This window comes from Acidovorax sp. GBBC 1281 (assembly GCF_028473645.1).
Lineage (GTDB): Bacteria > Pseudomonadota > Gammaproteobacteria > Burkholderiales > Burkholderiaceae_C > Paracidovorax.
The window spans coordinates 3,538,566-3,551,427 of record NZ_CP097269.1; the positions used below are offsets into that span (position 1 = coordinate 3,538,566).

Genomic DNA, 12,862 nt, shown 5'->3' on the forward strand with positions numbered 1-12,862 from the left:
CGGATTCGTCAAACATGGGGTTGTGAGAGGCTCCCAGTATTGACCGATTCGTTTACGAACCGTCCCGAGCAAGTTGATTTCGCTAACGAGACGTTAGATAACAAGGCGCGCTCTACTAGGGACGCTTGCAACCAAGAACTAGGCAGTGAGGGAGAAGTCACGCACAAAACAACAAGTTGCAACAATTTTTCGGAATCTTTGACACCCTTCAAAAACTCACTCCCTTAAAATTTCATTGGGATTTTCTCAATAAAATTAGGGAGGTGATATGAAGAGAAATTTTCCGAGGCCCCATGCCATTTCGCGCCGCGTTGCGCTGGCGTTCTGTCTTGCAAATACCGGATTACCCTTCGCAGCCGCCGCGAAGGAAGATTTTCCAAACAAGCCGGTTCGTTTGATTTCCCCGTTTCCGGCCGGTGGCTCCACCGATATTCTGGCGCGCCTGCTTTCCAAACACATGTTTCCCGCCAGCGGGCAGGCCTTGGTCGTCGAGAATGTGCCCGGCGCTGGCGGTAATGTGGGAGCGGCCCTGGTCGCCCGCTCACCCGCCGATGGCTACACCCTCGAAATCGGTGCCATGTCCACGCATGCGATGAACGGCAGCATCTACAAGAACCTGTCGTTCGATCCCATGAACGATTTCGACACGGTGGCCTTGTTGGCCTATGCGATCAATGCGGTGGCCGTCTCGGCCAGCATGCCGGTGCGCACCTTCCCGGAACTGCTGGCCTACATCCGCGCGGCGCTGTTGCACAAATCGAATTGCAGACGGCATGACCCCAACCCCAGACGGACCTATGCCACAGCAGTCACCGACACGGTGTGAGGACGGCCGATCTGACTGAACCGATTGAGCAAGGCCACGCGGACATGCAGCTCCACAACCTGGCGGTCGAACGTGCGCGCGATCACCCGTTCGCCCAGTCGCTTGAAGCAGTGCATCTTCGTCTCCACAAGGCTGCGCCGGTGGTAGCCGCTCCACTTCTTCCAAATGCCGCGACCCAGGCGCTGGCACGCCCGAATGGCCTCATTACGATGCGCCGAGCCCGGACTCGACTTCTTCCAATGGCTGGCGTTCTTGCGGGGCGGGATCACCGCCATCGCGTGCCGCTCGGCAATGGCGTCCAGGCAGGCGCGCGTGTCGTAGGCGCCATCGGCACTGACGCTTTCGATGGATTCGTCAGTGGGAATCTGAGCCAGCAACCCGGGCAACATCGGCGCATCCCCAATGGCGTTGCTGGTCACCTCGATGGCGCGTATTTCCAGCGTCTGCGCGTCGATGCTCAGATGGACCTTGCGCCATTCGCGCCGGTATTCAGCACCATGCTTCTTGCGTTTCCACTCTCCTTCGCCCAGGAACTTGATGCCGGTGCTGTCCACCAGCAACTGCAGCGGCGAGTTGGTTCGCTGGTAGCTCAGTTCGACCTGCAAGGTCTTTTGGCGCCGGCAAACAGTGCTGAAGTCAGGTACCGGCCAGTCCAGCTTTGCCAGCCGCAGCAGGCTCTGCACCATGCCCAGCGCCTGTCGCAAGGGCTGGCCGAACAGGCACTTGATGCTCAGGCAGAACTGGATTGCTGCGTCCGAGAAGGTTCGGCTGCGTCCACGCCTGCCGGTCGGCGTGCCAAACCACTGCATGCCCTCATCTAGCCACATCGTCAACGAGCCTCGCGCTTTCAGCGCCGCGTTGTACGCCTTCCAGTTCGTCGTGCGGTACTTGCTCCGCTGCCTGTTCTTCGTCTCTGTCACGCAGTCAGTCTACGGGCATCAGCATCGCGATTTGTGCAACAAAGCCCATCACTAGCGAAACCACCAACACTTGCGGTCCAAGCGAACGCAACGAGACATCCAAGCAGCAAGGCGAGCCAGAAGGATAGGCAGGCGATGCCGCCAACCGTCAGTAACCTCAGCATCCAAACCACCGCCCTGGTGCCACCAGCTGGAATGCCATGTTCAACCAACCATATTGCTGCCCCATGCTCTTTTCGGACATAGCTGCGCCAAGCATGAGACGCACCTCTGCCCAGCCGGTAGGTCCATCCAAAAGTGTGTGACTGCGTGGTCATGGTCATCCTCCTTCGCCGTCCGAGCCGTCAGCTTCCCCACGGATTGATCACCTGGATGCCACAGTCCAGGAAGTCCTTGACGTTGCGTGTCGCCAAACTGGCTCCCCGCGATTTTGTGATTGCCGCGATCATGGCGTCAAACTGGCTGATAGGCTTTCCTGCCGCCTTGCGTGATGCGGAGATTTCCGCATAGGCATCAGCGGCATCGTCGTCGAAGCCGAGGATCTGCCCAGCCATGTCCGTGACGAAAATTCCTTTGACGGCCTCCATCAATGCCGTCTTTCGTTGCCCATCCGGTAATACATGCACACCATAGAGTAGTTCTGCGCGCGATATGGTGGTCGTGAACAGTGCAGAGCGGCGCTGCCGGTCGAGCCAGGCCATAGGCACATCTTCCGGAGCAGCCCGCAGAGTCTCCGACAGGACGTTGGTATCGAGAACGATCATGCGCCGAACTCTGGCGGCACGCGGATGGCTTCACGTGCTGGCAATTCTATTTCCACACCTCCGAGACCCTCCACACGTGCCCTGATGGCCTGCACCAGCGAGGGCGCGCGTTCCGGCTCCTTGGACAGAGCGGCACGCAGGATGTCCCGGGCTTCTTCCTCCATGGAGCGGCCATGGATGGCAGCCTGGATACGGAGCCGTCCTTTGAGCTGCTCATCAATGTTCCGAATGGTCATCGTTGTCATCATTGCATCACCTCGTTAGTCAATGACTGCAATTTAGTCGTTGATTGAAATGAACGCAACCGGCTGACGTGTTCGAGACCAATTCGTGGGTTGACTGCACGCCGCTTTCTTCAAAGATTTGCACGGGACGACGCGATATACCAAAAGGATGAAGGCAAAAGGCAAGGGAATGGGGCCGAAGGGGAATGGCCCTACCTGCAAAAGGAAAAAGGCCCATCCGCCACCAACTCCAGGGATCGCATGTTCGCGCTGTTCCAACGAAAACGCCCTCCTTCACCCGCGCAGGCCCCGCACCAAGACGCTGCGCCAAAAGGAAAAGGGCTGACCCGCCCCGAGCCCCCCGCGTCGCTGCTCGCCACCCCGCGCCGGCAAAAGCTGCTGGAACACATCTGGCAGCGCACTTCGCTCTCACGCAAGCAGTTCACCACGCTGTACCAGGGGCCCCTGGAGCGCTATGCCGAGCTGGTCCAGCAGTTTCCCGCGTCGGAAAGCCATCACCACGCTTACCCCGGCGGCATGCTCGATCATGGCCTGGAGATCGTCGCCTACGCCCTTAAGCTACGGCAATCGCACCTGATGCCAGCGGGTGCGACACCCGAGGACCAGGCAGCACAAGCCGAAGCCTGGACGGCCGCCACCGCCTACGCGGCCCTGCTGCATGACATCGGCAAGATCGCCGTCGATCTGGACGTCGAGCATGCGGACGGCAGCGCCTGGCATCCCTGGCATGGTCCGTTGCGCAAACCCTACCGCTTCCGGTATCGCAAGGACCGGGAATACCGACTGCACACCGCCGCGGCGGGCCTGCTCTATCGCCAGCTGCTGGATCTCGAAATCCTTGACTGGCTCAGCGGATATCCGACCCTCTGGGCCGCGCTGCTGTATGTGCTGGCAGGCCAGTACGAGCATGCCGGCGTGCTGGGGGAAATCGTGACGCAGGCCGATCGCGCTTCGGTCGCCCAAGAGCTTGGCGGTGATCCCGGCAAGGCGATGGCCGCACCCAAACACGCCCTGCAGCGCAAGCTCCTGGATGGCCTGCGTTACCTGCTCAAGGAGGAACTCCGGCTGAACCAGCCCCAGGCTTCGGACGGGTGGCTGACGCAGGAGGCGTTATGGCTCGTCAGCAAAACCGTGTCGGACAAGCTGCGCGCGCATTTGCTGTCTCAGGGCATCGATGGCATTCCGGCCAACAACACCGCCGTCTTCAACGTCCTCCAGGACCACGGCATGCTGCAGCCCACCGCGGATGGCAAAGCCATCTGGAAAGCGACGGTGACCAGCGACGCGGGGTGGTCTCATGCCTTCACGCTCCTGCGGCTTGCGCCGGCGCTGATCTGGGAGGGTCACGAACGACCCGAGCCGTTCGCGGGTTCGGTAGAGGTGGTGCTGGACGAACCGGCATCGTGCCAGGAAACGCCAACCGCAGAACCGGAAAACTCGCACGCCGTTCCCGTCTCCGGTCCATCGCCATCAATTGCTGCAGAGTCATCCCTGACGAAAAACTCGCCTGTGCTGCCAACCCCAGGCGACGGCGTGGATGCGCTCCTGGCCTTGATGGAAACCCCGGCAGTCGAACCCGTTGCAACCGAGGCGGCGAAAGCACTGTCGCAACCGATCCCAAGGAACCCGCCCACGGACAGCAGCCCCGAGCCGTCACGCAGCATAGGAACAGCCGTACAGGCACCATCGGGCGAGGACTTCATGGGCTGGCTTCGTCGGCACATCGAGCGACGCACGCTCATCATCAATGATGCCAAGGCCCTGGTGCACACGGTCGCTGGGACCGCATACCTGGTCAGCCCGGGCGTTTTCCAGCGCTATGCGCAGGAGCACCCGCACGTCGCAGTCCTGGCCAAGCAGGACCAGGTGGCCGATTGGCTGTGGGTGCAAAAACGCTTCGAGAAACTGCAGCTCCATCGCAAGCAGGACAGCGGCCTGAACATCTGGACTTGCGAGGTCACGGGGCCACGCAAGTCCCGGCGCTTGCATGGCTACCTGCTGACGGACCCGAAGCGGTTGTTCGAGGATGTGCCGCCCGACAACCCCTATCTGTCCAATCCCGTGAGCGAAGCGCCACCGGATGGCAGCGCCCGGAAGGAATTGGCGGGAAAGTCCGTCACCTAAGCCGACCATTGCGCGTTGGGCGCTTTCTCCTTCAAAGTGAAGCACACGGCCATGACTGCTTCATGGAAGTTTTGCGGTGTCACGGCCTGAACGGGGGCCAGCCCATCCAACAGGTCGTGCGGCTGTGAAAGCACCCGGTAAATCTCCCAGGGGTCGGCATCACCGGCATGCTTGAGAACCGCCTGGATGAGCCTGTGTTTGAGCGGGTCGAAATGCCAGTCGGGAACCCGCTGGCCCAGGTTGCCCATGCTCAACGCGAGGATCTTCTTGTTGCTGATTTCGTAGCTGATCCAGCGGCGGGACTTGCCCGCCATTTTGGCGAACTCCGCAGCGGACAGAACATGCGGCGCATTGAAGATGTCCACCATCTCGTTGCGCTGGCGCTGGGCGTCGGACAACACGGACTGCTCCCTCGGGCCCGCGATGGCCGACAAGCGGCGCGCCGTGTCCGGCACGGTTGGCGCAGTCTGAGGTGTGCTGCTCACCAGCCGTACCGGCGTTGGTGCGATCGCCCCGCGCGCATCGTGGTGCGAGCGTTCATGCACAACTTCCGGGACGCCCTCCAGATGCAGGGTCAGGCGCATGCTGCCCGCTTCGACCTGATGCTGCTCGAACAGATCGAGCCGGTCCGCCCAGTCCTGCATCATGTGCCGGCGTTGCTCCCATATTCCGCATGGTTGTAGGCGGCGCTCACCTGATCCGGGTCGGTGTGGGAAAGCTGGGCATCGATCCAGACCTTCGGGTACCCGATTTCATGCAGTGCGGTGGACATGGTTCCCCGGATACCGTGGCCGGTCAGTTGATCGGTGTAGCCCATGCGCTTGAGTGCGGCATTCAGCGTGTTTTCGCTGATGCGTTTTTTCAGGTCGCTGTAGTGGCAGAACAGGTACTTTTGCGCGGGCTTGAATTTCGCCAGCATGTGTCGGACGATCTCCATGGCCTGCACGGATAACGGCACGATGTAAGGGGGAATGTCGGCGGGACGCTTGCCCTCCTTGCGCATCTCCAACTGCAATTGCTTCACGACCTCGGGCGGGATGATCCACAGCCCCTGATCGAGGTGGAACTGGTCCGGGGTCGCCAAGCGCAATTCCCCCGTCCGCACCCCGGTCAGCATCAGCAATCGCAGTCCGAGCTGGGTTTGCAGTTTGCCGTGGTATCTGCGCAAACGCTGCAGCATCGCGGGCAACTCGGCCATGCGCAGGAACGGGTTATGGCGAACCGGAGGCTGAGGCATGGCCACGACATCCAGATCGAACGCCGGGTTCTGTTGCAGCCCGGGGACGACGATCAGGGCGTAACGAAACAACTGGCGCAGCCATGTGCGCACTTTCTCGGCAACGCTCAGGGCCTTGCGCCGCTCGATCCTGGCAACGACCTCCAACAGGTCAGGCCGCTGGATTTCGTAGATGGGCGTTTTTCCGAGGGTGGGCAGAACATCGTTGTCGAAAACCCGTTTGATCTGCGAGAGCGTCGTTTGACGGCCTTCCTTGAGGCTCAGAGAACGGTGGATGACCCACTTGTCAAAGACAGCCTTGAAGGTGTTCTCGTCCGCCAGGCGCACGGCCTGCCGCTTTTGCTTTCGATCCGAGCGGGGATTGATCCCCTTGGCCAGCAGAGCACGGGCTCCGTCGCGCAATGCACGGGCTTCTCGCAGCCCCACTTCCGGGTAGGTTCCGAGCGACATGCGTTTTTGCTTGCCGACCCAGTAGTAACGGTAGTGCCATGCCTTGCCCCCGGTCGGAGAGACTGCGAGGCAAAGCCCGTCGATATCGCTGAGTGTGTAGGGTTTGCCGTTCGGCTTTGCGTTGCGGACGGCCATATCCGAGAGTGCCATGCTATCTCCTGAGCTTCGCGTCAGGGCTACATGCTTGTCTCTTTGGCCTCGCTCCTCCAGCAACAATCCGGTCTGCGCCGCGTCCGTATTGATGGACTTAAGAATGGACTTAAAAGTCCTGGATGCAGGCGGATTTCAATAGACGTCACTGGAATGAAAAAAGGGGCAAAAGCCCCTGTTTTCAACGACTTACAGACGTCAGTGGAAGTCTGTAGATCATAAATTGGAGCGGGAAAAGAGTCTCGAACTCTCGACCTCAACCTTGGCAAGGTTGCGCTCTACCAACTGAGCTATTCCCGCATGTCGCCGGATTGATTTGCACCAACCTAGCAAGACTCAAATTATAGCACCACTTTTAACCACTCAACCAGAACACCCGAATTTTCTTGTTCAGTGCATCAAAACCGCTTTCGCGATCAGTGCTGGAGGCGCGGGCCGGAGTCGAACCGACCTACACGGATTTGCAATCCGGTGCATAACCGCTTTGCTACCGCGCCAAACCTGCTTCCCTTGGCAAAAAGGGGAAGCTGTGCTTCCCCTTTTTTGGAAATTGGAGCGGGTAACAAGCTACCCGCTTTTTTCCTAAGCCGTTGATTCAACATGGGTTCTGGGAACACCTCGCTGTTGAACGGACTGCATTGTGTACTACCTGCCGGATGTTGGCAAGGCTTTTCGTCCCATGGGATTCCATCGACCGCCACGCCGGTCTTCTGCGGTCCGGTTTTCCGATGGCCTCGCGCGAGGACGGCTGGCCTAACCCACCGCCACCTCCGAGTTTGCGCTGCGCGGACACTGCGCCAGTTCTTCCATGGCACGCTACCGAGGGCTGCACCATCGATTGGTTTGGTGGCCTTGGGCGACTGTGGGTCTCGGTCGCGCCTCGCGCGCTGCATCTGCGGATGCCGACCACAGCCCCGATTGCGACAAACCGGGTTTGTCGCAGTCCGCATTGTTCGCTGCCCCGGCGCTTCTTGTCGTCCTTCATGGCGGCGTCCGGCGAATCGCCGATGCCATCAGGAGAACCGACATGACGAACCAAGAGCCTTCCAAGGCCGTCACCATCGCCAGCGGCGACGTATCCACCCAGCTGCCATTGCTCCCGGTGCCGCTCGCCCTGCTGCGCGACCGTCGCGTGATGCCGCTGGAGCGCAATGCCTGGATGATCCTGCACGCTGGTGCCGATCCGAACGGCTGCGTCAGCGGCGTTACCTATGCCGAACTGCAACAGTTCCTGTCCTGCGTCCCCGACCGCGAACTGGCCTCGCGTGAGACCGTCTCGCGCTGCCTCACCATCCTGCGGCTGACACGCTGGATTCACATCGATGCACACATCCGCAATCCGTTGACCGGGAGGGTCCGGGTGAACCACTATGTCGTCCATACCCGGCCACTGTCGTTCGCGGAAGTGCTCGGGCGTGACCTGACGTGGATCGGCCTTTTGGACCACGCGCTGGACCATCCGACGACCACGGTGCGCCAGATTGCCGAGCAGGCGTTGCGCGATCTGGCGGGACACCCCGAAGACCTCGCACGGCTCCCGCAGCACCTGATCGCCCATGCCGGGGCACTGCGGCAGCAGGACGATGGGCGCGAGAATGGCGGCGATGATGATGATGAAGATCCGCAAGGCGGTTGCGGTGATTGCGGCGGCGATGACAGCGAACTTGCCGTCTTGGACCGGCCACCCGGACAGGAGCCCCCCCGCGACAACCCGCAAAGCCGGTCGCACGGGCGGCTCGCGCACACGCTCGCGCGTACGGTACGTAAAAATATAAATAAAAATAATACTTACGTACCGTGCCCGAACGGCGTCCCGAACCGGGCCGATGGAGGCGGTCTCGATCTGCCGGCTTCCTTCGGCGCGCTCGCCGCAGACCAGCAGCGCGATGTACTGCGCCAGTTGCGGCGGGTGGCCCCCGACCGGCAACAGGAGGTGTTGGACGAATGGTCCGCACGCTGCCTGCTCGGCAAGGTGCTGCGGCCGGTGGGCTACCTGTTTGCGCTGATCGGCAGGGCGATCAAGGGTGAATTCCGTCTCTTTGCGGCAAAGCCGCGGGCCAGTGCTGCATGCGCGGACAAGCCGGCCTGCGCATCTGCTGCGCCAATCGGAACGGCGGCACGTCCCGATGCGGCCCCGCCTCGCCCCATGCCTGTCGTCCCTGCCTCTTCCCCGGTTGCAAACCGCAGGCAAGCCCCCCAGGTCACGCCGGCCGTGCGCGAGGCGGCGCGGGCATGGCGCGCGAAGATTCGCGCCAATCTCGGGCTGCCCGACACGGGCCTGCCGCAGCAGCTCGCATGCGCACCGATTCCGGCCATGGGATGGTCCGGTGCATAGCGCTCCAGGCTCGCGCTGCCGTACCGACACGCCGGGGTCAGCCGGACTGGCGCGCCCGGCGTGCCCCCCCCCCCGATGATCGAGCGCTGCCGCAGCCGGGTCGTCACTGCCCACCGCAGTGACGACCCGGCCCCCTGCCGCAACAATACGGTCTGGCGCAGCATCGCATTGCCTGCGGCCTGCATGACGATGGCCCGGCATACTGGCGCAGCGGTGACCTTCCGGCGGGTTTCCAACACCGGAGCAACGGGTGCAATTTCCCATGCACCGCTCACGTTGCAACTGCCCCGCCGTACCCATTCGGCGGCCCGCAAGCAGCGCAGGTTCCCGCACGCGCTGCGCCCCCATCGGGGGTGGAACCGTCCTGGCACGCACCGGCTCGTCGCGCGCGCCGCCCCGGCCCATGGGGAGAGCCTGTTTTTTACCGTGGCAGGGTGTCCATCCGGCTCTCTGCCTTCCTCCCTCCAACCCGCACCGCGTGTGCGTTGTCCGCTTCACCGGCCCCGGCGCACGCCGCGCGGTCATGCCTTTGTCCTCGGTCTGGCGCAGCCTGCCCATCGGTTTTTTTCATCCCCCCGTTCTTCAGTTTCACAGGAGGTATTCATCCCGGCGTTTTCGCATGCGTCATCCCGGCCTTGTGCCGGTTTCCCCCGCTCCGGCTTCCCACAGGAAGCGAGGCGGGTGCCTCATCGGAGGCAAGAGGTGTTCTGAGCACCTGGCCCTGGCCCTTCGGGGATTCCGCCATCGGCGGATTGGCATCAACACTGACCGGATTTGCCCTCAGACGCGACGACCCATTGACCCTGCCCCCAACCCGCCCTCGCTGGCACGCAAAGCGAAAGGATTTCGATGGACGATCTGACCTATACGCTGCGGCAACTGTGCCAGCGCAACCGCGACGGCAGCCATGCGACGCAGGCGGACCGGCAGCGTTCGCTGTCGCTGGCCGCCCGGCATTTGCGCGAGGCGGGGTTTCGGCAGATGCGGGCGTCTTCGCTGAAGGGCCGGCATGTGGACGCGTTGCTCGAACGCTGGCAGGCCGAGGGGCTGTCGGCGGGCACTTTGAAGAACCGCCTGGCTCATCTGCGCTGGTGGGCGGAGAAGGTGGGCAAGGCGGGCCTCATCGCTGCGGACAATGCGCAGCTGGGGATCGCGGAGCGCCGTCATGTGCGCCAGGAGAGCAAGGCGCGCGCGTTGGGCGATGGGCTGGACCGGGTGGGCGATGCCCATGTTCGCATGAGCCTGCGCCTGCAGGAGGCGTTCGGGCTGCGCCGCGAGGAAGCGATCAAGTTCCAGCCGGGCTATGCGGACCGGGGCGATCACGTGGCGCTCAAGGGGTCATGGACGAAGGGCGGGCGCGAGCGCTGCATCCCGATCACGACGCCGCAGCAGCGTGCGGTGCTCGATGCGGCACATGCCCTGGCCGGGGCAGGTTCGCTGATCCCGGCGCACAAGACCTATATCCAGCAGCGCCATGTCTATGACGGGCAGTGCAAGGCGGCAGGGCTCAGTCACATGCATGGGCTGCGGCATCGGTTCGCGCAGGTGCGGTATGCGGCGCTGACGGGCTGGGCCGCGCCCGCAGACGGCGGGCCCACGTCCCGCCTATTGACCCCGGCGCAGCGTGTTCAGGATGCCGAGGCCCGGCAGACGATCAGCCGGGAACTGGGCCATGAGCGGGTGCAGATCACGGCGGTGTATCTGGGGCGGTAGCGGCTAAGGTTTGATGGCAAGCGGCGTGATGGCGGGGTGCGCCTGCTGCTGGGCGTGCCACAGGTCATGGGCGATCTGCTCGGCCAGATACTGGCGTGCAGCCCCCAGGCCGGACAGTTCCAGCCGGTGTGCCAGATCGGCGGTGATCGGCGCGTGGCCGTTCAGGATCGAGGACAGCAGGAGGGGCGAGTAGCCGATGTGCTGGGCGAGTGCCGCCGCGCTCAGGTCGAGGGCGGGCAGCACGTCTTCGCGCAGTGCGGCTCCGGGATGGGGCGGGTTGTGCATGGGCATGGTGGTGATTGGGTCGATGGGTTGCTAGTGTCCTGTCCCGTTAATTCGCAGGCACGATAGCTGCATGGTTTCGGGCCATCCTTGAGGTGCCGCCATGCCCAATGCAACGACCCGAACAGAAATTGCGCTTAGTGAAGTGGAGCGCGCGGAACTGACGTCCATGGCGCGATCACGTTCGCTGCCAGCGGCGTTGTCGCTCAGGGCGCGCATCGTGCTGACTTGCGAAGGCACAGATAAAGCCAGCACCGCGGTTGCGCAGGCTCTGGGGATCAGTCGTAGCACTGTCACCAAGTGGCGCGGGCGCTATGCGCGCCATCGCATTGCAGGGCTTTACGACGAGTTGCGCCCGGGTCGCCCCCGCACGGTAGATGACGAGCGTGTTGCTGAGTTGATTACCAAGACGTTGCACACCAAGCCTGCTGATGGGGGTACCCACTGGAGCACCCGCACGCTGGCCGCCGATACGGGCATCAGCAAGAGCACGGTGGCGCGCTATCTGCAGACCTTCAACCTCAAGCCGCACCGGGCCGACAGCTTCAAGCTGTCGACCGATCCGCTGTTCATCGAGAAGCTGCGCGACGTTGTGGGGCTGTACCTGAACCCACCTGACAACGCGCTGGTGCTGTGCGTGGACGAGAAGAGCCAATGCCAAGCTTTGGAGCGTACGCAGCCGATGCTGCCAATGGGGTTTGGCTATGTCGAAGGTGTCACGCACGACTACGTGCGCCACGGCACCACCACCTTGTTCGCGGCCCTGAACGTGATGAATGGCCAAGTGATCGCGCAGTGCCGGCCCCGGCATCGTCATCAAGAGTTCCTTGCCTTCCTGCGCGCCATCGACAAGGCAGTGCCCGACGAACTGGATGTGCACTGCATAGCTGATAACTACGCCAGCCACAAGCATCCAAAGGTGCGCGCTTGGTTGGCCGAGCGGCCTCGCTGGCACATGCACTTCGTTCCGACCTATTCAAGCTGGCTCAATCAGGTCGAGCGCTTCTTCTCGATCATCACCACGCGGGCAATCCGCCGTGGCTCGTTCACCAGCGTGAAGGATCTGATCAACAAGATCGACACATTCATCGCGAATTACAACCAGTCCTGCCAGCCGTTTACTTGGACAGCTACAGCAGACTCCATCCTCGAAAAACTCGCCAGACTATGCGGGCGAATTAACGGGACAGGACACTAGGCTCTATCGGTTGGCTGCCCCAATATCTCAGTTGGGCTTCCGGGTACGGCGTCGCCGCCTGTTTCGATGAACCGAACGGCTGGCACCGGCCCGGCATCGATGAAGAACCGCATGGCCTGCGGATCGCAAAGTCGGGGGTAGTCCACCTGCTGCAACTGCCGATAGCGCTCTGCTATAGCGAGCCGCTTGGCCACGTCTTCACCATGGATTTTGACGGCGAACCGGCTGGTCAATGTTTTGCCGCTAAGCAACCGAGTGGCTGCCGTCCAGTAATCGCCCGTCGTGGTGCGAACGAGAGTGACGCCAGCAACACCGCTGGTGTTGTTCTTCATGAGGCGCTGACGAACCAACCGGCTGGGCACCGGCGGGTAGGTCAACAAAAGCTCGTTACGGTAGAGCTTGGCGGCTTCCAACGCGGCTTCGGAGCTGGGGTAACGGTGATCGTAGAAATACCGTAAGCCGACATTGCGGTTATCGCGTCGAAAACGCACGATCCACACCGGCAGGCCCAGTTTCTTGATGTAACTGCGGCAAATGCCGTACATACCTTGCAAGAGAGGATTTTCTCCATCTGGCGCAAAAGGTTTCATGTTCATGATCCGGGTCCAGCCTGTTAAT

General features: G+C 62.1%; 11 protein-coding genes, 2 tRNA genes and 1 pseudogene. 5 read left to right on the forward strand and 9 right to left on the reverse strand.

The annotated features are described in order from the left end of the window. Positions 1 to 268 precede the first annotated feature (268 nt). Positions 269 to 826, forward strand: coding sequence for a Bug family tripartite tricarboxylate transporter substrate binding protein (locus M5C96_RS16520; protein WP_272564212.1), 558 nt, complete (start codon positions 269 to 271; stop codon positions 824 to 826). Here M5C96_RS16520 and M5C96_RS16525 read toward each other — a convergent pair. Genes M5C96_RS16525 through M5C96_RS16535 form a run of 4 tightly spaced genes read right to left on the reverse strand, consistent with a single transcriptional unit; the run spans position 796 to position 2,755 of the window. Further along, positions 796 to 1,746: an IS5 family transposase gene (locus M5C96_RS16525; protein ID WP_272563915.1), complete on the reverse strand. Its 951-nt coding sequence runs from the start codon at positions 1,744 to 1,746 to the stop codon at positions 796 to 798. The two genes, M5C96_RS16520 and M5C96_RS16525, sit on opposite strands and share 31 nt — an antisense overlap. Beyond that, complete coding sequence (locus M5C96_RS26920) at positions 1,743 to 2,069, reverse strand: DUF3742 family protein (RefSeq protein WP_349816808.1); 327 nt, start codon at positions 2,067 to 2,069, stop codon at positions 1,743 to 1,745. The genes M5C96_RS16525 and M5C96_RS26920 overlap by 4 nt, the downstream gene beginning before the upstream one ends. A gap of 21 nt (positions 2,070 to 2,090) precedes the next feature. Then, positions 2,091 to 2,510 (reverse strand): type II toxin-antitoxin system VapC family toxin, encoded by a 420-nt coding sequence (locus M5C96_RS16530; RefSeq protein WP_272564213.1) that lies wholly within the window; start codon positions 2,508 to 2,510, stop codon positions 2,091 to 2,093. After that, on the reverse strand, positions 2,507 to 2,755 hold the full coding sequence (locus M5C96_RS16535; protein WP_272548433.1) for a FitA-like ribbon-helix-helix domain-containing protein: 249 nt from the start codon (positions 2,753 to 2,755) through the stop codon (positions 2,507 to 2,509). The genes M5C96_RS16530 and M5C96_RS16535 overlap by 4 nt, the downstream gene beginning before the upstream one ends. A gap of 240 nt (positions 2,756 to 2,995) precedes the next feature. On the opposite strand from M5C96_RS16535, the gene mobH reads away from it, so the two are divergent. Further along, positions 2,996 to 4,879 (forward strand): MobH family relaxase, encoded by a 1,884-nt coding sequence (mobH, locus tag M5C96_RS16540; RefSeq protein WP_272564214.1) that lies wholly within the window; start codon positions 2,996 to 2,998, stop codon positions 4,877 to 4,879. Here mobH and M5C96_RS16545 read toward each other — a convergent pair. The 3 genes and pseudogenes from M5C96_RS16545 to M5C96_RS16555 form a co-directional block, all read right to left on the reverse strand. Further along, a pseudogene (locus M5C96_RS16545) lies at positions 4,876 to 6,716 on the reverse strand (tyrosine-type recombinase/integrase). The gene mobH and the pseudogene M5C96_RS16545 sit on opposite strands and share 4 nt — an antisense overlap. 224 nt (positions 6,717 to 6,940) lie before the next feature. Then, positions 6,941 to 7,016, reverse strand: a tRNA-Gly gene (locus M5C96_RS16550). Between the two features lie 123 nt (positions 7,017 to 7,139). Continuing rightward, positions 7,140 to 7,213: transfer RNA gene (locus M5C96_RS16555), tRNA-Cys, on the reverse strand. Positions 7,214 to 7,743: 530 nt separating this feature from the next. Here M5C96_RS16555 and M5C96_RS16560 point away from each other — a divergent pair. Together M5C96_RS16560 and M5C96_RS16565 are read left to right on the forward strand one after the other, a co-directional pair. Next, positions 7,744 to 9,051 (forward strand): STY4528 family pathogenicity island replication protein, encoded by a 1,308-nt coding sequence (locus M5C96_RS16560; RefSeq protein WP_272564216.1) that lies wholly within the window; start codon positions 7,744 to 7,746, stop codon positions 9,049 to 9,051. An 849-nt stretch (positions 9,052 to 9,900) separates the two neighbouring features. Continuing rightward, the gene (locus tag M5C96_RS16565) at positions 9,901 to 10,764 is read left to right on the forward strand and encodes a phage integrase N-terminal domain-containing protein (RefSeq protein WP_272564217.1); all 864 of its coding nucleotides are present in this window, start codon (positions 9,901 to 9,903) and stop codon (positions 10,762 to 10,764) included. Positions 10,765 to 10,767: 3 nt separating this feature from the next. On the opposite strand, the gene M5C96_RS16570 is transcribed toward M5C96_RS16565, so the two are convergent. Continuing rightward, positions 10,768 to 11,055, reverse strand: a complete 288-nt coding sequence (locus M5C96_RS16570) for a HigA family addiction module antitoxin (RefSeq protein ID WP_272564218.1) — start codon at positions 11,053 to 11,055, stop codon at positions 10,768 to 10,770. Between the two features lie 94 nt (positions 11,056 to 11,149). Between M5C96_RS16570 and M5C96_RS16575 the strand changes: the two genes are divergently transcribed. Continuing rightward, complete coding sequence (locus tag M5C96_RS16575) at positions 11,150 to 12,244, forward strand: IS630 family transposase (RefSeq protein WP_272563777.1); 1,095 nt, start codon at positions 11,150 to 11,152, stop codon at positions 12,242 to 12,244. Here M5C96_RS16575 and M5C96_RS16580 read toward each other — a convergent pair. Continuing rightward, the gene (locus M5C96_RS16580; RefSeq protein ID WP_272564219.1) at positions 12,241 to 12,840 is read right to left on the reverse strand and encodes a hypothetical protein; all 600 of its coding nucleotides are present in this window, start codon (positions 12,838 to 12,840) and stop codon (positions 12,241 to 12,243) included. The two genes, M5C96_RS16575 and M5C96_RS16580, sit on opposite strands and share 4 nt — an antisense overlap. Positions 12,841 to 12,862 lie beyond the last annotated feature (22 nt).

Bases quoted from the DNA above. Each gene is read 5' to 3' on its own strand.
- mobH (WP_272564214.1), top strand. From the start codon at position 2,996: ATGTTCGCGCTGTTCCAACGAAAACGCCCTCCTTCACCCGCGCAGGCC.
- M5C96_RS16530 (WP_272564213.1), bottom strand. From the start codon at position 2,510: ATGATCGTTCTCGATACCAACGTCCTGTCGGAGACTCTGCGGGCTGCT.
- M5C96_RS16580 (WP_272564219.1), bottom strand. From the start codon at position 12,840: ATGAACATGAAACCTTTTGCGCCAGATGGAGAAAATCCTCTCTTGCAA.
- M5C96_RS16520 (WP_272564212.1), top strand. From the start codon at position 269: ATGAAGAGAAATTTTCCGAGGCCCCATGCCATTTCGCGCCGCGTTGCG.
- M5C96_RS16575 (WP_272563777.1), top strand. From the start codon at position 11,150: ATGCCCAATGCAACGACCCGAACAGAAATTGCGCTTAGTGAAGTGGAG.
- M5C96_RS16570 (WP_272564218.1), bottom strand. From the start codon at position 11,055: ATGCCCATGCACAACCCGCCCCATCCCGGAGCCGCACTGCGCGAAGAC.
- M5C96_RS26920 (WP_349816808.1), bottom strand. From the start codon at position 2,069: ATGACCATGACCACGCAGTCACACACTTTTGGATGGACCTACCGGCTG.
- M5C96_RS16560 (WP_272564216.1), top strand. From the start codon at position 7,744: ATGACGAACCAAGAGCCTTCCAAGGCCGTCACCATCGCCAGCGGCGAC.
- M5C96_RS16565 (WP_272564217.1), top strand. From the start codon at position 9,901: ATGGACGATCTGACCTATACGCTGCGGCAACTGTGCCAGCGCAACCGC.
- M5C96_RS16535 (WP_272548433.1), bottom strand. From the start codon at position 2,755: ATGACAACGATGACCATTCGGAACATTGATGAGCAGCTCAAAGGACGG.